This window comes from Melioribacteraceae bacterium (assembly GCA_019638015.1).
In the GTDB taxonomy this organism is placed as follows: Bacteria; Bacteroidota; Ignavibacteria; order Ignavibacteriales; family Melioribacteraceae; genus JAHBUP01.
The window spans coordinates 2412532-2436158 of sequence record JAHBUP010000001.1 but is presented as its reverse complement, the minus strand read 5'-3'; the positions used below and the strand labels follow the sequence as shown (position 1 = coordinate 2436158).

The following is a 23627-nucleotide window of genomic DNA, read 5'->3' as shown; positions in this document are numbered from 1 at the left end:
TGATAGATAAGGATTAGATCATGAAGGGTCATCGAGCAGATGATCCTTTGTGATAACATTCGAGTCAAGAAAAAGCAGTCTCATTAACAAAGAGTAATGAGAAAAAATTTAGAAAATATAAAAGGTTACAAAATGAAAAATATTCTAAGAACGATTTTACTATTGTTTGTAATAACGAGCATATATGCTCAGTCACCGGTGGATAATGCTACGGGGGTCTCGGTAACAACGAACTTTTCGTTTACCGCAGTGGTAGTTCCTCCAAATACTAGAATTCAAGTATCAACTACTACCGCATTTAATCCTGTTGATTTGGTAATAAATCAAAATTTGGGCAATGGAGCAAACAGTTATACCTTCGTTGCTGGTGATTTAATAAATGCGTTAGCTGGTCAATCAAACTTTGCATACAACACCACATATTATTGGAGAATTCGGAATGTTGATGCCAATACAACAGTAGAACCTGGCGGAGTAGGATATTATACATTCACTACACTTCCAACCGCACCAACTTTATCAACTCCAGCAGATTTAGCTCCAAACATATTATTGAATACTACATTTACATGGAACGCAGTTGCAGGTGGTAATTTTTATGAATTGCAAGTTAACGATGATAACACATTTGTTAACGCTGCAGAATTTGCCCCCGCACCTGGAAACTATACAACATCACCAGCCGCAACAGGCTTATCAAACAATACAGTTTATTATTGGAGAGTAAGAGCATCGAATGATGGCGGAGTAACTTATGGGGCCTGGAGTTCAACCAGATCATTTACCACAATAGTGGGCGCCCCGAGTTTAACGACACCAGCCGATACAGATACTGATATTGCTTTAAATACAACATTTACATGGGGAGCGGTGGCAGGCGCAAACTTTTACCAATTAGAAGTTAATGATGATAATACCTTTACTAACGCGGCGGAATTTGCACCTGCGGCTGGTAATTACACTACCTCCGGAGCGGCAACAGGGTTATCTGGCTTAACTACATATTATTGGCGAGTTAGAGCTTCGGGTGATGGTGGAGTTACTTATGGAGATTGGAGTTCCACATTTTCATTCACGACAGAGCTATCCCCTCCAACATTAACAACCCCCGCTGATACCGATGTAAATATTGCGGTGAATACGACATTTAGCTGGAATGCTTCGGTAGGAGCAAATTATTATGAATTGGAAGTTAATGATGATAACACATTCGTTAACGCTTCAGAATTCGCGCCCGCTGGAGGAAATTATACAACATCACCACCGGCAGTAGGTTTGGCAAATAATACAGTTTATTATTGGAGAGTGAGAGCATCTGATGACGGAGGTGTAACATTTAGCGCATGGAGCAGTGCATTTTCATTTACAACTACCGGTACACCAACATTAACAACACCTGCCGATGTGGCGACAAATATTGCGGTAAATACAACATTCACTTGGTTAGGAGTATCAGGCGCAAACTTTTATGAACTTCAGGTAAATGATGATAACACATTTACAAATGCGGCAGAATTTGCCCCGGCACCGGGTAATTATTTGACTTCTCCACCAGCTACTGGCTTATCAAATAATACAGTTTATTATTGGAGAGTAAGAGCATCGTTTGATGGTGGTGTTTCGTACGGCGCATGGAGTTCAACATTTTCATTTACAACAGCATTTGGTGTTCCTTCGTTAACTCTTCCTGTTGATGGTACATTAGATGTGGCACTAAATACAACATTTTCATGGGGTGCTGTAGCTGGCGCTAATTTTTATGAGTTGCAAGTTAATGATGATAACACCTTTGTAAATGCGGCGGAATTTGCGCCTGCAGGGGGTAATTACACTACATCTCCTGCGGCCGCGGGATTATTAAACAATACATTGTATTATTGGAGAGTGCGTGCTTCAGGTGATGCTGGAGTAACTTTTGGAGCTTGGAGTGCACCAAGTTCATTTACAACTGAATTAGGTACTCCAGTATTAACAGCACCTGTTAACGCTTCTACCGATCAGTCAACTACACCAACATTTACATGGACGATTCCTGGAAGTTCGGCTGGTATAGTATTTAATCTTCAATATCATACCGGTGGCGGCTTCCCAGGTACAACCGTACCAAATGTAACCTCCGGTTATAATGGTACTACTTTAAATGGAAATACTACTTATACATGGAGAGTTGTTGCAACCAAACCCTCTTTTACTAGCAAGAATGCAGGCCAATTTACATTTACAACATTACCTTCTCCTGTTTTAGGGGTTCCATTAAATAATTCTTCTGGAAATTCAATTACTCCTAATTTCACATGGAGCTGGCCTGGTGGCGGAGCGCCAACATATACTATTGAAATCGCAGAAGATTTAGCATTTACGAATATTGTTTATGGACCGGTAGCCGCAACTTCACCGCACCAAATTTTAGATGCGGATAGGTTAGAAAATGGAACAATATATTATTGGAGAATAACAGCAACGTTACCGGGTCCGGTTGTATCATCAAGCATCGGTAAATTTATTACAATTCCACAAGGGTTACCTGTACTATCGAGTCCTGTAAATTCTTCTACAATTGTTGGCAATTTAATAAACTTTAAATGGTCATCTGCAGTAAGCGGATTAGTTTATCAAGTTGAGTTGGATGATAACGCTGATTTTCTATCTCAAGTTGCTGGATTCCCTTCTGCATTATCTTCACTAAGTAATTACAATCTTGAGTATACTTTAGCTACATTACCGGCAGGTACATATTATTGGAGAGTAAAATCATTTACCTCAGGTGGAGTTAAAGTTACAATTTCACCAACCTGGAGTTTTAATATCGCGGGTCCCCCAACTGCATCACCAATTTATCCGACAAACGGAGAAATTATTTACACTTTGTATCCAACAATATATTGGCAGTTAAATAATAATTTCAATAGTACGCCGGCATATTCAAGGGTAAGGGTTGGCACATCACCAGGCGGTCCTTACAATACTGTGGTTAGTGTACCAACGCTTAATAATTATATAGTGTTATCCGGATTAGAATTAGCAACTACTTATTATTATATAATAGAGGTATCAACTGGATTACCATTCTCAACTGTTACAACTAGTGCCGAGGGAAGTTTTGCGATGTTGTATGCATCATTAGCAAATGTTCCGATATATCAAACATTTCCGGTAACAGGCACTACTGTTTATTCACTTACTCCAACACTTTACTGGTTCTTGGGGTTGCATCTTCCGGGCGTAACATTTGATTTGCAAATCGATGATGAACCAACATTTGCACTTCCAAGAGTCGCTACTGCAGCAGGGTTAACTAGTTTAAATTATGAGTCCCCTTTATTAACTGCCGGCTCTACCTATTATTGGAGAGTAAGCATTAATGGTGCAGGTACCTGGTATTCTCAATCATTTTTAGTGGATGCTAATGCGGTGAATACGACTACCAATGCCGCAGTCATCCCAACTCCAACTGCTCCCGCACCAACATCAGGAGTTGTGATTTTTACACAAAGTCCAACATTACAATGGATTGCAACATCAACTCAACCACTCGAGTATCAAGTAATTTGGTCTGAACTACCTGGATTAACTGCCGGTGTACTCACAAATATTACCGCACCAAATGGTGGGCAATCGGGCTGGTTAATTATTAATGAGTATAATGTACCTGGATTAGCTGCAGGTAAAACATATTATTGGCAAGTTAGATCTAGATTAGCAAGCAATAATGCAGTAGTATCAAATTATTCTTCGGTTGCTCAATTCACAGTTTCGCCTGGAGCTTCACCGGTTGTTGTGCTTCCCGCAAATCCAATAGTTGGCGCAAGTATAAATTCTACTACGGCTAACTTATCATGGATTGTTCCGGCAAAGAGCACATCAGTAATTACTTACGATTTAGAGCTAGCAAAAAATAAAGATATGAGCGATGCCATTGTTGTTCGAGATATTAATAAAGCCAGTTATAAAGTGGAAGGATTAAATTCTTCTACAACTTATTATTGGAGAGTTCAATCGAAAACGAGTGAAGGTGAAAAATCTGATTATTCTTATCTCGGTGAATTTAATACCGGCAACGGAGTTACAGGTATTACAGACGAGTTTGAATTACCTGCTCTATATTCACTTGAACAAAATTATCCGAATCCATTTAACCCGACTACTACAATCAAATATTCATTACCTGAAAATTCTTTTGTAACAATTAGAATTTATGATATGCTGGGAAGGGAAGTGAATACATTGGTGAATAAGGAGATGACAGCGGGTAATCACTCAATAAATTGGAATGGCGAAGATTATTCCGGAATGAAAGTAACAAGTGGAACTTATATTTATCGAATTACGAGTGGAAAATTCACATCAGTTAAAAAGATGGTGTTAATTAAATAATTGCTAAACTAAAACGTCAATAAGGAAATGAAATAATGAAAACACTAGGTGCTTCAATATTTTTACTCTTTATGCTGGGCGTAGTAGGTTTAGCATTATACGCCTGCCATCACGCTTATTTCGGATAGACTAAAAATCTATTAAACATACAAAAGGTCACTTTTATAAGTGACCTTTTTTTTACCCTTTCATTAAATTGCAATTTAAATCATCTATTTCTTAAGCTTAAATTAAAAAATAATACAAGATATCTATTGACAATTTAAAAAAAAGACCTTAGGTTGCATTCAGTTTAACAGCCGAACTGTAAAATAAAACGATTTATCCTTTTTGGTATTTACTTGAAAGGGTTTATAAAGTTTACCAGCCGAAGTAAGATTATTTTATTTATTAACTAGAGGGTGTATTATGAAATTGAAATACTTTTTGATGGCATTATTTATTGTGAGTTTAACTCAAATGAATATTGCACAGATAACAACTCCGGCGGCTTCAGTGCCTGCAAACCTCGCATCCGGTGTGTCGATAGTTCCCACATTTACATGGGGTGGTGGTTCATCACATACCATCCAGGTAGCCACCGATAATGCGTTTGCAAACATTGTTTATACTTCGGGTGGTGATGTAGCATCGGGACACCAAATTCCAATAGCCAATCAACTATTGAATGGTGTTACCTATTATTGGCGTGCTATTAATAATGGAGGAGCGGGATACAATGAATTTTCAACTCTCGCACCAGCAGTTCCATATCTAAGCAGTCCCACAAATTTTTCTGTTGTTTCAGACCAATTTATTACCTTTGCCTGGTCTTCGAGTGTGGCAGGTATTGAATATACTTTAGAAGTTGCCACTGATGCTGGTGTTACAGTATTGGTAGGTGCAGCTACAACAGTTACTACAAGTACATCTGTAACTTTGAATACATCAATTTTTACAACCGGAACAGATTATTGGTGGAGAGTTACTGCCAAGACTCTTGGCGGTGCAATTATTAACTACTCCAATATCTGGAAATTTTCAATTGCCGGATTACCTCAGCCAATTGCATCTTATCCTTCAGGTGGAGTTAACATTTACAATAACCCGCCAAGTTTATACTGGTATCAATTGGGTTATAACTCAAAGGTTACTTCTTACGAAGTTAGATATAGAAGATCAGATGTTGGTGTTTACGGCGCTCTTTTAGGTACCTTCGACGCGACTGAAGGTTATTTCAATTCAGCGTCAACTAATTGGTTTACAACAATACCTTTTGCATTAACACAAGGCGCCACATATTATTGGCAAGTAAGATCACACGATGGTACAACTGGATCTGCCTGGTCACTCGAACAAAATTTTGTGGTATTTGGTACCTACACATTTTTAGTATGTTACCCAAGTTACCCAGTTCTTGGCGCAGCTGTTGACGCGTTACCAACATTTTATTGGTACTCAAATACGTACGCCCCGGTTTTATTTTTTGAATTAGAAATTGATGATGATCCTTTATTTGGATCTGTTAATTTAACTGTATCAAATATTCCTGCATTATCTTATACTCTAACATCAGGTAACATTACTACATTAAATCCAACATTGGGCGGAACATATTATTGGAGAGTTAAAGGAAGATTAACTGCTGGAGGACTTTATGGACCAGTATCAACATCAGGAAGTTTTGTATATCCTTCTACAGTAAACGCCGCCGCCTCAGCACCAGTACCAACAATATCCGGCCCAACCTCAGGTTCTGTTGTATTTGTAACCAATCCAACTTTAACCTGGTCTGCTTCATATAGTGAACCATTACAATTTAAGGTGATATATTCTACAAGTCCTTCAACTACTGCGGGAATATTAGATTTCCCAATAGTTAGCATAGCTTCCTCACCATGGTTGAATACTTCCTCATTCGTATTAACCGGGCTTACACCAGGTGCAACATATTACTGGCAAGTACAGTCAAGAATAATTTCATCAGGTACAACTTCAGCATGGTCAACACTCGGATATTTCACATTATCACCCGGTGCGGCAAGTGTGGTTCCATTAGCAGGAAGTCCAATAAATGGTTACCCAATAAACAATACATCGGCAACTATTTCATGGATTATCCCAGCGCCAAGTACAAGCAAGTTAACTTATGATTTAGAATATTCAACTGATAAAAATTTCACTACATCACAAAAATTAACCGGATTGACCGGTACAAGCGTAACATTACAAGGATTAGAAAAAAATAAAGATTATTTCTGGAGAGTTGCATCAAAAACAGAAAAGGGAGAAATATCAAGCTTTTCAGCACCAACAGCATTTAGTACAGGCAGTGTAGTTAGTGTTGAAGAAACTGTAATCCCCAATACATTTGAATTGATGCAGAATTATCCAAATCCATTTAATCCAAGTACACAAATAAAATTTACAACACCAGTAAATGGATTTGTAACCTTAAAGATATACGATCTACTTGGCAAAGAAATAAAAACATTAATTAACAGCGAGTACTCAGCTGGAAGTCATTCAATACAATGGAACGGTGATGATAATATGGGCAATAAAGTATCAACCGGAATTTATGTATATAGAATGACAACAGGCAATTTTGCCAGCTCAAAGAAAATGCTATTAATTAAATAATAAACCATAGAGAGTAGAAAATGAAAAAATTCAGCGCATCAATAATGCTACTAGTAGTACTGGCAGCAATTGGGTTAGCTCTCTATGCATGCCATGTTACCTACTTTTCTTGATAGATAAGGATTAGATCATGAAGGGTCATCGAGCAGATGATCCTTTGTGATAACATTCGAGTCAAGAAAAAGCAGTCTCATTAACAAAGAGTAATGAGAAAAAATTTAGAAAATATAAAAGGTTACAAAATGAAAAATATTCTTAAAACCATATTGATATTATTTGTAGTGACGAGCATATATGCTCAGTCACCGGTGGATAATGCTACGGGGGTCTCGGTAACAACGAACTTTTCGTTTACACCTGTTGCGGTTCCACCAAATACCAGAATTCAAATATCAACTACTACCGCATTTAATCCTGTTGATCTGGTATTAAATCAAAATTTAGGTAATGGAGCAAGTGGTTATACTTTTGTTGCTGGTGATTTAATAAATTCATTGGCCGGAGAATTTAATTTTGCATACAACACTACATATTATTGGAGAATTCGGAATGTAGACGCCAACACAACAGTGGAGCCGGGTGGAGGTTACTATACATTTACCACAGTTCCAACCGCGCCAACGTTATCCACTCCCGCTGATTTAGCGCCAAACATATTATTAAATACCACATTTACATGGAATACTGTAGCAGGTGGCAATTTTTACGAATTGCAGGTAAACGATGATAATACCTTTACCAATGCCGCAGAATTTGCACCGGCGCCTGGTAACTATACAACATCACCAGCCGCAACAGGCTTATCAAACAATACAGTTTATTACTGGAGAGTAAGAGCATCGAATGATGGCGGGGTAACTTATGGGGCCTGGAGTTCAACCAGATCATTTACCACAATAGTGGGCGCCCCGAGTTTAACGACACCAGCCGATACAGATACTGACATTGCTTTAAATACAACATTCACATGGGGAGCTGTAGCAGGCGCAAACTTTTACCAATTAGAAGTTAATGATGACAACACATTTGCTAACGCGGCGGAATTTGCACCTGCGGCTGGTAATTACACTACCTCCGGAGCGGCAACAGGGTTATCTGGCTTAACTACCTATTATTGGCGAGTTAGAGCTTCGGGTGATGGTGGAGTTACTTATGGAGATTGGAGTTCCACATTTTCATTCACGACAGAGCTATCCCCTCCAACATTAACAACCCCCGCTGATACCGATGTAAATATTGCGGTGAATACGACATTTAGCTGGAATGCTTCGGTAGGAGCAAATTATTATGAATTGGAAGTTAATGATGATAACACATTCGTTAACGCTTCAGAATTCGCGCCCGCTGGAGGAAATTATACAACATCACCACCGGCAGTAGGTTTGGCAAATAATACAGTTTATTATTGGAGAGTGAGAGCATCTGATGATGGAGGTGTAACATTTAGCGCATGGAGCAGTGCATTTTCATTTACAACTACCGGTACACCAACATTAACAACACCTGCCGATGTGGCGACAAATATTGCGGTAAATACAACATTCACTTGGTTAGGAGTAACAGGCGCAAACTTTTATGAACTTCAGGTAAATGATGATAACACATTTACAAATGCGGCAGAATTTGCCCCGGCACCGGGTAATTATTTGACTTCTCCACCAGCTACTGGCTTATCAAATAATACAGTTTATTATTGGAGAGTAAGAGCATCATTTGATGGTGGTGTTTCGTACGGCGCATGGAGTTCAACATTTTCGTTTACTACAATATTAGGCTCTCCATCATTAACCACTCCAACGAATAATGCTACTGAGATTGCTATTAATACAACATTTACATGGGGAGCCGTAGCAGGTGCTAATTTCTATGAGTTACAAGTTAATGATGATAATACATTTGTTAACGCAGCAGAATTTGCACCAGCAGGTGGTAATTACACTACATCCCCAGCAGCTACTGGAATCGTAAACAATGCAGTTTATTATTGGAGAGTTAGAGCTTCTAACGATGGAGGAGTAACTTTTGGGGCATGGAGTTCAACGTTTACATTCACGACTGAACTAGGCACTCCCGTATTAACAGCCCCTATTAATGGCTCTATTGATCAATCAACAACGCCCACATTCACATGGACTATACCGGGCAATACAACAGGAATTGTCTATAATCTTCAATATCATACAGGTGGTGGATTTCCGGGTACAACTGTACCAAATGTAACCTCCGGTTATAATGGTACTACTTTAAATGGAAACACTACTTATACATGGAGAGTAGTTGCAACAAAGCCATCATTTACTAGTAAACCAGCTACTCAATTCACATTTACAACATTACCGGCGCCAGTACTATTATCACCGGCAAATAATTCTTCTGGTAATTCAATTACTCCTAATTTCACTTGGAGCTGGCCTGGTGGTGGAGCCCCAACATATACAATTGAAATTGCTGAAGACTTAGCATTTACAAATATTGTTTATGGACCGGTAGCCGCAACATCTCCACATCAGATTTTAGATGCGGATAAATTAGAGAATGGTACAATATTATACTGGAGAATAACAGCCACATTACCGGGTCCGGTAGTATCATCAAGTGTAGGCAAATTTAGCACTATTCCACAAGGATTAGCACTACTCTCAAGCCCTGCAAATGGTTCTACAATATCTGGAAATGTTATTGGCTTTAAATGGACAACTCCATATGCAGGACTACAATACTATGTTGAGTTGGATGATCAATCCGACTTTTTATCGCCTGTAGCGGGTTTCCCCACAACACTTTCATCGTTGAGTTCATTTAATTTCGAATATACATTGAATTCGTTACCAGCGGGAATGTACTATTGGAGAGTTCAAGCTTATACAACTGGAGGAGTTAAAGTCAGTATTTCATCAACATGGAATTTTATTATTGCGGGTCCTCCTACAGCTATACCAATCTATCCATCGAATGGCGCAATAATATATACGCTATATCCAACTGTTTATTGGCACTTGAATAATAATTTTAACAATACTCCGGCTTATTCAAGGATACGTTTTGGTACGTCAAGTGGAATTTATACACAAACATCGGTTCCAACATTAAATAATTATATGCTCCTCTCCGGTGTTGATCTTGCAACAACATATTATTACGTAATTGATGTTTCACCTGACTTAACTTTCGCATCATATACAACCAGTACCGAAGCTACTTTTGCAATTCTCTTTGCATCTTTGGCAAATGTACCTCTTTATCAAACATTCCCTGTAACCGGTACAACAGTTTACTCTCTAACTCCAACTTTATACTGGTTTTTAGGATTACATTTACCGGGTGTGACTTTTGATTTGCAAATTGATAATGAACCTACATTTTCATTACCAAGAGTTGCCGACGAAGTTGGTTTAACTAATCTAAACTTTGAATCACCACTCCTTGTTGCTGGTACTACGTATTGGTGGAGAGTAAAAATTAACGGAATAGGAAATCCATGGTTTATTCAATCATTTGGTGTTGATATAAATGCAATCAATACCTCGAATAATGCTTCGGTGATACCAACTCCAACTACTCCAACTGCAGGGGTTGTAATTTATACTCAAAGTCCAACGCTTCAATGGCTTGCAATTTCTAATCAAGCATTAGAATATCAAGTAATCTGGTCAGATAACCCGCTTCTAAATTTAGGAGTATTGTCAAATACAACACCGCCTAATGGTGGTCAATCTGGATGGCTTGTAACACCAGAGTATAATGTACCTGGATTACTAGCCGGTACCACATATTACTGGCAGGTGAGATCACGATTGGCTTCCAATCCTGGAATAATTTCAAATTATTCTTCGGTTGCTCAGTTTACCGTTCATCCTGGTGCTTCTCCTGTAGTTGTATTACCTGCAAACCCGGTAGTTGGTGCAAACATAAATTCTACTACAGCCAGTTTATCCTGGATTGTACCGGCTCAAAGTTCATCAACAATTTCCTACAATTTAGAAATTTCGGAAAATAAAGATTTAAGTAATGCTATTGTCGTTAAGAATTTGCAAAAACCAACTTATCGAGTTGACGGGCTTTCAAAAAATTCTACATATTATTGGAGAGTTCAATCAGCAACCGGCAGCGGTGAAAAATCTGAATATTCATTTGTTGGAGAGTTTAGCACAGGTGTTACAACCAGTATTGAAGTTACTAATGAACTTCCTACTGAATATACTTTATCCCAAAATTATCCTAATCCTTTTAATCCCAGCACATTCATTCAGTTCACAGTACCCGAAAATGTTTTCGCTACTTTGAAAATATATGATATGCTCGGACAGGAAGTTCGCACATTGATAAACAATGAAGTTAACTCAGGCACTCATTCTGTTTCATGGAATGGAGAAAATAATTATGGAAGTAAAGTTACGAGCGGTACTTATATTTATAAGTTAACTGCAGGTAACTACACTTCAATTAAAAAGATGATATTAATAAAGTAAACTGATAAACCTTAATCATAAAGAGGGAATATGAAGACTATAGGTGCATCAATCTTTATTTTATTTATGCTGGGAGTGATTGGGTTAGCTTTGTATGCTTGTCATCATGCCTACTTTACCTAGCAATTCTAATAGAATTACCAACTAGTGCACAGAAAGGTCATCGCTCGATGACCTTTCTCTTTTTAAATGATTACAGAAATTGTGATTAAATAATTAAAATGATGTGATGATTTGATTTTGAATTTAGTCTTAATACTCAAATTCCTATATTTATACCGGTATTAATGAACAGCTATGTTGATCGGAATACTTGCCGAAAGTTGTGAGGTATAATACAAGATCTCAATCCACCGGAACTATATTTTACGAAGTTGGTATCTAATTCTCAAAATTAAAATAAAAAGAAAAGCAACATGAAGAAATCATTAAAAATATTTTTTTTGCTAACCGTTATATTGCTTCCGGGTTGTACTCTTAATGTAAGCGCCGAACCAGAAATTTTCATAAGGTTCAATCAAATTGGTTATCTAAATGATGAACCCAAATCAGCTGTTGTACTCTCCAATCATAGTTTAACTGGAAAAGTTATTAATGTGTTGGATTTCAAGACTAAAAAAAGTGTTTTGAAAATCCCATTCAATTCCAATAAGGGGATTTACGGATCATTTCAATATTCATATATCGTTGATTTTAGTAATCTTGTTGATAACGGCGAGTATCAGTTTGAGTTTTCTTCTCAAAGAACAACCGCATTTAAAATTGGCAAAAACATTTATAGCGGAATTGCTGATTCACTGCTAACATTCTTTTTGGTTCAACGTTGCGGTTATACAAATCCACATTTACACAAAACTTGCCATATCTCCGATGCGACACGGTTAGTAGATAACAGTAGAAATATTTTTGAGCAGTATGATGCCACAGGTGGATGGCATGATGCCGGCGATTATGTGAAATTTCTAAATACTACAGCTTTTTCTACTTATATGTTATTATTTGCATATGAATTTGATCCCCAAAAATTTGGATTTGATAATAATGGTAACGGTACACCCGACATTCTCGAAGAGGCAAAAATTGGTCTTGATTGGCTGCTTCGTGCAAATTATAAGGATTCAAAATTAATTACCCAAGTACAGGATTTGAGAGATCATGATGTTGGCTGGCGAATGCCGGAAGATGATCCTTTAGCATTCGATAGACCCGCATATTTAGGTATTGGAAAAAATTTAATCGGAATTTATTCAGCTGTATTGGCAATGGGAGGTAGAGTTTGGAAAGAGAAAATGCAGCTTACTGATTTTGCGGATAAATGTATTAGTGTTGCGGAACATTTTTATTCTTTACGAAACCGTGTACAGGATATTGATAGCTCCGGATCCGGAATGTATCTAGATAATTCATTTGAAGGTAAAATGGCTTTGGGCGCAACTGAATTATTTCTTGCCACTAATAAACAATTCTATCTCGATGAGGCAATGGTATTTGCGGATTCTGCAGAATCAGATCATTGGTGGAGCTGGGGAAATATAAATACATTAGCTCATTATAAATTGGCTAAGTTCAATCCTAAATATGCCGATTATATTAAAAATAATTTAAATAGCTTTGATAAAAATTCAGAGAAAAATTTGTTCGGCAAAGGCACGGCCCCAAGTTGGGGAACTAATGTTACATTGCTTGGAATTACTTTACAGAATATTCTCTACCAAAAATTAAAGGGATTTTCCCCGTATGAGCGGGTTGCATCAATTCAAAAGGATTTTGTGCTAGGGCGCAATCCATGGGGGATCAGTTTTATCTCCGGATTCGGTAAAAATTTCTCGAAGAATTTACATCACCAAATATTTCATATCAAGAAAGCAACAAGAGGAGGATTTGCAGCCGGTCCAGCATCAAAAGATTTAATAGAATCAAGTAAAATTCCTTTTGAAAAATTTGATACCAATGCTCGCTTCCAAACTAAGGATTCTTATTATCGAGATGATAGAATGGATTATATTTCGAATGAACCAACAATTACCGGAAATGCAACAGCAATATTTGTTTTTGGTAACTTGATTCTGAAATAAGGTAGAGTATCTGTATTTTAATGACACAATATTTTGATTTGTCTCAAATCAAGATTCTCAAAATGGAAAAGTTTGAAATACATCTTAAATTGTTAATATTTTTCTGGCATTAATGTTGATTAATGTATGCAGAAAATCAAAGGGCAAGTGAAATGAATAATTCAATTAGAAGAGTACCATCTGGATTCCAATTTATAGATGATAATTGGGGTGGTGTTTATAGAGGAGGAAGTTACTTACTCGTTGGTCCGAGAAAATCGGGGAGGACCCTTATTGGACTCCAATTTGCAATGGAAACTGCGAAAGCATCCGAGGTTTGTCTTTATTTTACTTTAATGCGCCCCAAAGATTTGATGATTCAAGCCGCATCGCTTAATTTCGATATTCAATCATATATGAATCAGAATTTAATAATTGTGGTGAGAGTAGCTCCTCCAAATGATATTTATGAAATGATTAATCCGGATGATTACCTGGTAGAATATTTCAATGATATTTTGACCGTAGTAAATCAATATAAACCTTCACGAATAATTTTTGATGAGCTTACTCCATTCGTTGGATTTAAAGATGTGGATTATTTGAGAAATTCATTTCTAAAAACACTGGAAAGTATTGAAGACCGTGATATTACTAGTCTTTTTTTAATTAGTGAACCAGCTACTCAAAAAGCAAAATCAATTGTTGAAGGTTTATCCGAATTTGTTACAGCTAATATTTATCTAAAAAAAGAAGGTGACCAGCGTTATCAAAACGGAAAGGTCTCCATTAAACCAAACGTTGGACACACTGAAGGTGAATTCACCAGCGAATATAAAATTGCTCCTAATAAAGGAGTTACAACAAATTTTGTGAATGAAAGTAAAGAGACAAAAGAAACTGAAGAAATACCATATAATCCGAGACGGCGCGATTTTAATAAACCTACAAGAATTGAAATTCCTTCTGAGCCTTATGTATTTTCTAATGTGTATAATTATAACGATTTTTTACTCATTCTAAATAATCAGATAGCGCTATACAAAAGCACTGGACAAAGTTTTAATCTCATTTCCTTTAAACTAGAAAATTCTGCGCAGATGAGAGGACTTCTTACTATAAATCAGTTGCAAAATATTATCAGAACATCAACAAATAAGAAAGACAAAATTTGTATTGTAGGCGATAAGATTATTGTATTGTTGGTAAAAAGTAATCTTAAAACAGCTATTGATTTAATGACGAATGTTCAAAATAATCTACCCAGTAAAGAACCTAATTTTGTAAATGCTGTTGTTGAAAGTATATCTATCTACAATCTTGAAATTGATGAACGATTTAATAATGCCGAAAGTATGATGGAAATTGTTTTAACAGCGGATGCAACAGATCCGGAATCCTACCAATCATTAACAAAATATATAGGGTAGTGAAAAAAAACTATTACATATTGATTGTATTGATGCTGGCTTTATCGCCATTAATTCGGGCACAAGACCCATCAAAAGTGATGAAGTCTCAAGCTCAATCGTTGATGCGAGAGGCAAGATATGGGGAGGCAATTGATCAATTGAATAAGTATATCGCGGCAAATCCAAGATTATCAGACGGCTATCATTTGAGGGGTTTATGCTATGAGAAGAGAACCCAGTATGCTAATTCTGTTTACGATCTTCGTCAAGCTATACGTCTTTCCCCTAATGATTCTGTAATAAGAACAGATCTAAATCGTGTAATCTCTGTTTGGCATAATTTACTTTATATAAAAATAGAAGGGCACAAAAGGGATATTGCAATAGATCCTAACCGTGCATTTAGTTATCTAGAGATTGGGCAATCTTATAGATGGCTCGAACAATGGGAAAACGCAGAAATTTGGTATGATGAATATTTGAAAAGAGATGACAATGCATCGCCGGATGAAATTATTCGTTATACTGAAATTTTAACACGAACACGAGCACTGGTTAAAGGAGAGAGGATACTTAAAAAATTTGTAGAAAGATATCCCGATGATTGGAGATTATGGAGCCGTTACGGCTATTTTACTTTATGGCTGGGTAAATATAAAATTGCTGAAGACGCGTTTCTAGCATCTTTAGGTTATAAACCCTTCTTTAAAGAAGCAGAGGATGGTCTTGATCTGGCTAGAAAGAAAGGTTATTTAACACAATTTGATGGAACCAGATGGGATAAAAATGAGAGATGGACTGAACCGCAGGAATTTCCTATTGACAGATTATACCGTATTGTAAATAGAAACCCAAATAATAGTGATACACAGCGATTAGAACTAGCAAAAGAATTAATGAAGTATAATAGGCTTGAAGAAGCTTATGTACAGCTTTTGTATTTATCAAGAACTAAGCAAGGTACTGCTGAATTCGATAATCTATGGAAAGAAGTTACTTCGATACGTGATAGTACTTACAATGCAGATGTTGAAAAATATACTGCCATACTAAAAGAAAACCCCATGGATAAAGAAGCGGTGGTAAAGCTTGCTCAATCCTATTCTAACCTTTTTTATTATGATAGTGCCCTTGAAATACTGGGTGAGTATATTGTCAATGTTCCAAATGACCAGGATTTAGATGTTCGTTTTATGTACTCAAAATTTGCGGCTTGGAATTATGAATGGGAGCGTTCAATTGAGCAATTAAATAATCTGTTGATTCAAGATCCCGATAATCTTGAATATAAATTACTCCGTTCACAAATAAGTGTTTGGACTGTAAATGACTTAGATTTAGCAGAAGAATATTTGATGGATATTCTTAATAAGGAACCAAATAATATTCACGCGTTATTGGCAACTGTTGCGCTCTATTCTTGGCGAAAAGATTTGCCCTCTTCAAAGCAATATCTTGATAGAGCCACAGCACTCGCTCCCAACGATTCTGAAGTATTGACTGCACAGAGTAATTATTTATTGCACGTTCAAGCTTTTGAGGAAGATAAAATATTTCAAATTCGTGGTCAGGCTGGTAATTTAGCTATGGCCGGCAGATGCGACGAGGCACTTGAACTGTTTGAGGAATATATTACTAAAAGAACCGGTTTAACTAGGGAAGAATTGTTAGAGTATGCTGATGTAGCTGCATGTGCAGGTAATTATTCAAAAGCGATAAATGCTTACGACCAGGTGCTTGATCTTGGATTCGATTATCGGGTTGCACTGCTGAGAGCTAAAGCTTATTTCATGAATGATGAAGTACAACGTTCCAGCGATGAATTAGAGAGTTTGGCGAGCCAGATTCCAGATGATTACGATGCTCAATTATTTTTAGCTGATACATACGCGGCATCTCAAAAATTAGAACCAGCAGAATCGATTTATAGAAAGTTAAATTCACCAGATATTAATTTTCTTTCTAAAGAAGATTTTTTGAAGAAGCTAACCTCACTAGCTGATTTTACCGCTGTCGCAAAAGATTTCTCAAAATCTAAAGAGCTATATGATGAAGTTTTATCTTCTATAGATGAGGCTTCAAAAGATGGTGAAGAGGGATTTGATATCAATTTTAAAAATGATGTTCAATCTAGAAAAATGTATTTGACCGATATGCTCCTTCTTGAAGGGAAATATGATGAAGCTGAAGATTTATTGGATGAATTAACTAAAACTGTTAAAGATGAAAAATTGCGTCAAGACTTATTTACGAAGAGAATGTTTTTAGGTGACGCATTTGTTACGGTTGAACAATTTGGCAGAGCCGAAGATATGTATGATGAAGCCCTAAAGATGGCTAGAGATACTAGTGATGTTAGTATGGTTAAACAGCGAATGAGTTGGCTTCCTCCAACCGGATTTAACCGTGGGCTCAGCAGTTTTGGTAATGCACTGGCATATCTTTTACCGACAAATATTTCCTTAACCCCATTTGCAACTTATTATAAAGATAATCAAAACCTTTCTCTCTATAATTATGGAATGCGGCTCGATACCGGATTGTTTGGATTTTTAGGCGCTGGTGTTTCATGGTCCCGGCTAAATATTAATAACAATATTAATCAAAGAAGGTTTGAGCAATTGAAAGCCATAGGATCAATATTCTTTTCAAGATTTTTTACGGTTTCGGGAGAGTATGGACAATTTCAACCAGCAGCTGAAAACAAAATTAATATTTGGGGTGTTAGTGCGAGGTATGAAAAACCACAACAGTATTTTCTTAGTGCCGGATATGAAAACACTGACGCGAGGATTGTTTTATATTCACCAAATTTGTTATTCACTAAAATAAATTTAGAGATTTATAGGTTTCAAGGAAGATACACATACAAAGATGAAGCGCTCCTCTCAGCTTTTTATAATTACTATAATCTTTCTGATGGTAATCAAGGTAACGATTTATTGCTAAGGTTTGGAAGGAGATTTATAGAAGATGCAATGTTTGGGTATGAATTCTTTTACTCCGATTTCGGTTTTAGTTCAACTCAATATTATTCACCTCAAGAATTTTCATCTCATAGTTTATGGGGTGAGTGGCAGTGGATTGCTGATGATAACCTGAAAGGTAAAATTGGCGGTAAAATTGGTTATGTCCCAGCAGTCGATTATGTTATTAGTGAATTTTTTGCGGAAGCTACTTATAATCCACTACTTAATTTAATTATTACCGGAAGAGTTGGATATGGTAATAGCTTTAGATATGATTCTGGATATAGAAGTTTATCAGCGACAGTTAGCGCCTATTGGGGAATTTTTTAACAATTCAATAAAGTATAAAATGAAAAACATGAAAAACATACAACTTTTTTTAGCTATGGTTTTATTATTCACTAATGTAACAATTAGTAGAGAGATTAGTGATCCCTCGGAAAAAGCTCTCTCATTTTATCAAATGGAAAAAGCTGTTGTGGATAATATTAATTCAACTCCAGCTCAAAAACTTGGAAAATTTGTCCCTCTCACTGGAAATTTAGAACAGATGAGAAATTTTTTATTGAAGCTTAAAAGCGGTTCGAAACAACCAATTAGGATTGCGCATTATGGCGATTCCCTAATTTTTGGAGATGTTATTACAGAATATTTGCGTGAGAAATTTCAAAATGAATATGGCGGCAAAGGAGTGGGTTACGTAGCTACTGTTTCTGATGCGTTTAGAATGAGATTAACAATTAGGCATTCATATTCTGATGACTGGAAGTATGTATCTTTTTTAACAAGAAATCCTGAAAAATTACCGTTTGGTATTGATGGGACACTTGCTATTCCGGTTAATGGAAGCTGGGTTCGTTATGAAAGTTCTCCAATGAGGGGAAATGTTCCATTTAGTACTGTTCGTGTCTTCTACAGCAATGCTGATGCTAATTCGACAATACAATACAAGTTCGATAATAATTCTCCACAGACCTTGAAATTGGAATCCGGTTCTAATGTGGAGCAGATAATTTTGAAAAGTAATAACTCCAGAAAAGTTGAGATAAAATTCGTTAGTGGAAAACAACCCTATTTCTATGGCGTAAGCATTGAAAATGGAGAAGGAGCTTACGTCGATAATTTCGCACTTCGAGGTAATACTGGAATGTCTCTTCTAGATATACCTGGAGAAATTATGGCCGATTTTCAAAACTACCTAAAGTATGATTTAATAATCTTGAGCTTTGGAGCTAATGTTTCTTCTCCATCAAAGGGGATCTATGTAGTTTACGTCAATAAAATGGTGCAAGTAATTGACCAGATTAAAAAAGCATTTCCCAATACTGGAATATTGCTGATAAGTGTTGCCGATAAAACCTCAAAAAAGGGAAATGAGTACTTCACAAATCCTGAAGTACCCGCTTTACTCGAAACTCAAAAAACTATTGTTGAAAAAGCTAATGTAGCGTTCTGGAATATGTGGGAGGCAATGGGGGGAGCTAATTCAATGGATGAGTGGGTTATGGCAAATCCACCTTTAGCTCTGCGTGATTTCGCTCATTTCAATAACGAAGGGGGCAACGCGATCTCACAATTAATGTTCGATGCTATTATTGATGCATCAAAAAAAATAAAATAGTGATTGTTTTTTATAAACGTTTTATAGAGTTCGGCTATTATAGTTCTTTAAGATTTAGCAATAACTTATTTTCTTGCAATAAGTTAACTTATTAATTATATTAATCTTAGTTTTTGAGAAAAATTAATTGTAATATTTTTTATTTCAGATTGTTTGTCCTTATAACAACTAAATAGTTTATCAAGAATTTATTGAATTTTGTTAAATAAATTAAAGTTTTGGGCATAATGTTGAGGATTTGGTGAAGAAGAATCAGAAATATCAAATAGCTCTTGATAACCGGGAAATAAAACCCCCATCAAGAGATGAATCTCGAGAGAAGCTGAGAACTATTTTTGTATCTGGTTTTTTTTCAATTCTGCTTATCATCACAATTTTTCTTACACTTCCATTAACGGTTCTTTCATGGAGCGGATTATTCGTTTATTCATCCATTGTTTCGCTGGTAATTTTTCTTTTTATTCTTCTCATCAGGTATTTTGCAACCCTATTCATGGCCTATTTTTATATCACTCGTTATACAGTTCAAGATAAGGATGGATATTACCCGTTTGTATCAATCATTGTCCCAGTATTTAATGAGGGGAAAGTCCTTGAATCTTCTATAGAATCATTACTTGAGTTAGATTATGCCAATTATGAAATTATTATTGTAAATGATGGTTCTAGTGATGACACTGCAGAAGTAGGAGAGCGATTAGTAGGGTATAGAAATGGAAGATTAGGTTTAGTAAAAGTATCATTAATTAATAAACCTAATGGTGGAAAAGCAAAAGCTTTGAATGCAGGAATACAATATTCAGAGGCTCAATTTGTATTATGTATGGATGGGGATTCTCAATTAAGCGAACAAACACTTAAAGTCGCTGTTCGGCACTTCTCCGATCCCGCTGTTGGCGCGGTTGCGGGAAATGTTAAAGTTCAGAATAGACACAAAATATTAACAGATCTTCAGGCATTGGAATATCTCGAAGGTTTGAATATGGCTAGAAGTTCGCAAGGATTTTTACAATTAGTAAATATTATACCAGGACCTATTGGAGTATTCCGCAAAAATGCATTAAGAGACGCTGGATTCTATTCCAGTGATACCTTTGCCGAAGACGCGGATGTAACTCTAAAAATTTTAGCTCAAGGTTGGAAAATTATTTATGAACCAAATGCTATTGCTTATACCGAAGCACCGATCACCATTTACCAATTATTGAAACAACGCTACCGATGGACGAGGGGTATTCTTCAAGCTATTAGAAAACACAAGAAATTTTTGTACAATCCAACAATGAACTTCAATAACAGCATGATTTTATGGATTATGTTTTATGAGGCATTGATCTGGCCCGCAATGAATATATTTGTTAATCTGTATTTTATAATTATCGCTCTATTTTATGGATTATCGAGTTTTATCTTTCTTTGGTGGATTGGAATAGCGGTATTAGACTTGATGGCAGCTATTTACTGTATTGCCGCTGAAAAGGAAGAATTTAGATTAGTTCCTTACGCAATTATTTACCGAATAGTATTTATCCTATTGATCGATGTTACTAAAGCGATGGCAACTATCGAAGAATTTCTGGGATTTAGTATGACTTGGGGTAAATTGGAAAGGAGCGGAACCGGAGGATCGCGTAAACAGAGTAACGCACCAAAAGCGGCTCCGGCTGGTTAAATAGAAATTTTAATTTGAGGTTATCATGGAATTAATTCCAATATTATCGCTAATTATTCTCGTAGCAACAATATCAACTTTTATATTGGCGGTGGGTGCTTATATTCTTTATAAGGTAAGAGAAAAGAAAGGTGTCTCCGCTCAAGCCGCACAACCTGCGGCACTTCCTGCTGAACTTATTGCTCCGGCTCCACTTGTTACTGAAGGGAGAGTTGGAGGAGAAAGAAGAACGATGGATACGCGCCCTGGATATGAATATCAACGCCAGCAGCAAGGATATGCTAATGAAGATGCAGCAAAGGGACCTGAACTGCGTCCAACTTTTGTTGGAGCCGCTCCCACCAATGTTGAACAAAGATATGAACGGTATACTAGAGAGGATGCAAAACAACATGAACCGGAGCAAAATTCTAAACGAAAATTTATGCGTTATACACAAGAAGGCTACGTTGAACCAGCTAAAACTGAACGGAAACAAGAGGATAATCTGCGGTGGCGGTAAAAGAAGCCGGACGGGGACTTAGGGTTAATTATCTTATTATATTTTTAAGCGGACTGGTATTGCTAATTACAGCAATATTGGTTTTTATGCTTATTGTTAAGAATATTTATGGCAACTATGAAGTAACTGAAATACTCCCAACAAAAAAAAACCTACGCTTTTTTGACGAAGAACGAAAATATAAAGCCGCAATTCTTTATTCTCAGTACACCGAAAACATGCTTAATACAGGCAGCACCTGGTTAAAAGATAATGTTGATACCTGGAAACGTTTCGTTGGTAATTCTAAAATTAAATATGATGTAATCAGCGATCAAACTATTGAGCTTGGTGAACATTTTAATTATAAACTGATAGTACTTCCCGGATCTAAATCTCTATCCGATAAACAAATTGTACAGCTTAAAAAATATGTAGAAAATGGTGGTAGCATTTTTGTTACCGGCGGTCCAGCAACATTTTCTGATGAGGCAAAATGGCGTGGATGGGAATTTTTTACTGAAGTTTTTGGTATGAAATTCAATAGAGAAATTAAACCGGAAGAATCGTACAAAGTACATACTTTAAGAGGGAATTTACCTTTAACCGCCGGCGTTCCAACCGGCTATGCTCTTAAAGTAGCAACTTGGGATCGACCGATTTATGCGGAAGTGTTGGAACCAAGAACTACTCAAGTTAGCTTTTGGTATGACTTCCGACGCGAAGCTGGATTAGTTAGAGAAGAAGTTCAAAAAAGTACAGGTATTTCTTATGGTAACTATGGGAAGGGAAGATTTGTTTGGTTTGGTTTTGAAATAAATTCTGTTCTGGGTGTTCAAAAAGATTTTATATTCTTTGAAAGACTTTTTAATAATTGTATGAATTGGCTTACTTACCAACCTACCGGATTCGTAAAAGACTGGCCACCAAACTACGATGCGGCATTAGTTTTTTTACCAACATTCGATAATAAATTTGGTACTGGCGCCACAGCAAACTCTGTAACTAAGTTTAATAACATCCCAGTTACTTATTTTATTGATGTTGATTATATCGCAAAATATCCACAACAGGCAAAAAGACTCGCGAGAGATGGCTCACTAGGCGCAATAATTGACATCGGTTTTATTGAATCTCCTGAAGACACATTAAATAAATTATTCTCAAAGGAACTTCAGTTTAATTCATTAAAAATTGCGAAGGATTCAATTAAAAAAGTAACCGGCTCAAATGTTACTGCACTTATGCCATTAAATGGTTATTACGACGACAACACTTTACAGGCAATGGCGGCACACTATTATGAATTCCTTATAACCGATTCACTAACAGATAGATCGGTACCGGAAATAAGAGTACGAAATGGCAAACCAATTATGATAATTACTAAAACTGCGCGTGATGATTTGGAAATTATTAAAAATTATGGATTGACAAATACCGATTTTCAACGTTATACTTACGAAGAAGATATCGATCGCGTAATATTTGAAGGGGGCTTATATATCCTTAAAGTGCACCCTGAATACCAACTGCAGCCCCAGTATTCTTCTGTAATTAATGATCTAATTAGATACGCAAAGAAGAAAAATATGTGGGTGACTAATCTTAATGACTTAAAATCTTGGTGGATGCGACGTGAAAGTGTGGAAGTTAGATATGAGGCGCGCAGTACAAGAAGAATTTCTGTTGAAATAACAAATCCTCAGGATAAAATCTCTGAACAACTGGTCGTTCAAGTCAACTTGAATAAAAAAGTGAAAAATGTTGAAATTTCTTCCGATATAATAAATACAGAAATACCACGACATTCATTATCGGAAGATAAACAGATAATTTATATCTACTTAGATAAAATGGATCCCCACGAATCCAGATCTCTGTTAATAGATTTTGAGAATATAAATAGTTGAGCAGTTCATAATTTTGTCAATTGCTTAATCGCCAGCCGAA

Annotated in this window: 10 protein-coding genes; all 10 read left to right on the top strand. The window is 36.5% G+C overall.

Annotation, left to right across the window (positions count from 1 at the left end; all coding sequences use genetic code 11):
* Positions 1–96 precede the first annotated feature (96 nt).
* The 10 genes from KF816_10390 (at position 97) to KF816_10345 (ending at position 23587) form a co-directional block, all read left to right on the top strand.
* A complete protein-coding gene (locus tag KF816_10390) occupies positions 97–4374 on the top strand; it encodes a T9SS type A sorting domain-containing protein (protein ID MBX3008423.1) in 4278 nt (1425 codons plus the stop codon).
* A gap of 408 nt (positions 4375–4782) precedes the next feature.
* Positions 4783–6996 carry a fibronectin type III domain-containing protein gene (locus KF816_10385; protein ID MBX3008422.1) on the top strand — a complete coding sequence of 738 codons (2214 nt, stop codon included), beginning with the start codon at positions 4783–4785 and terminating at the stop codon, positions 6994–6996.
* A gap of 206 nt (positions 6997–7202) precedes the next feature.
* A complete protein-coding gene (locus KF816_10380) occupies positions 7203–11465 on the top strand; it encodes a T9SS type A sorting domain-containing protein (GenBank protein MBX3008421.1) in 4263 nt (1420 codons plus the stop codon).
* Between the two features lie 416 nt (positions 11466–11881).
* Positions 11882–13540 (top strand): glycoside hydrolase family 9 protein, encoded by a 1659-nt coding sequence (locus KF816_10375; GenBank protein MBX3008420.1) that lies wholly within the window; start codon positions 11882–11884, stop codon positions 13538–13540.
* Positions 13541–13692: 152 nt separating this feature from the next.
* Entirely contained in the window at positions 13693–14949 is a 1257-nt protein-coding gene (locus KF816_10370; protein ID MBX3008419.1) for a hypothetical protein, read from the top strand.
* The gene (locus KF816_10365; GenBank protein ID MBX3008418.1) at positions 14949–18230 is read left to right on the top strand and encodes a tetratricopeptide repeat protein; all 3282 of its coding nucleotides are present in this window, start codon (positions 14949–14951) and stop codon (positions 18228–18230) included. Before KF816_10370 ends, KF816_10365 begins: the two co-directional genes overlap by 1 nt.
* Before the next feature lie 19 nt (positions 18231–18249).
* Complete coding sequence (locus KF816_10360; GenBank protein MBX3008417.1) at positions 18250–19521, top strand: hypothetical protein; 1272 nt, start codon at positions 18250–18252, stop codon at positions 19519–19521.
* 238 nt (positions 19522–19759) lie between these two features.
* Positions 19760–21193: a glycosyltransferase gene (locus KF816_10355; GenBank protein MBX3008416.1), complete on the top strand. Its 1434-nt coding sequence runs from the start codon at positions 19760–19762 to the stop codon at positions 21191–21193.
* A gap of 25 nt (positions 21194–21218) precedes the next feature.
* Positions 21219–21695 carry a hypothetical protein gene (locus tag KF816_10350; protein ID MBX3008415.1) on the top strand — a complete coding sequence of 159 codons (477 nt, stop codon included), beginning with the start codon at positions 21219–21221 and terminating at the stop codon, positions 21693–21695.
* Positions 21686–23587 (top strand): beta-galactosidase trimerization domain-containing protein, encoded by a 1902-nt coding sequence (locus KF816_10345; protein MBX3008414.1) that lies wholly within the window; start codon positions 21686–21688, stop codon positions 23585–23587. The genes KF816_10350 and KF816_10345 overlap by 10 nt, the downstream gene beginning before the upstream one ends.
* Positions 23588–23627 lie beyond the last annotated feature (40 nt).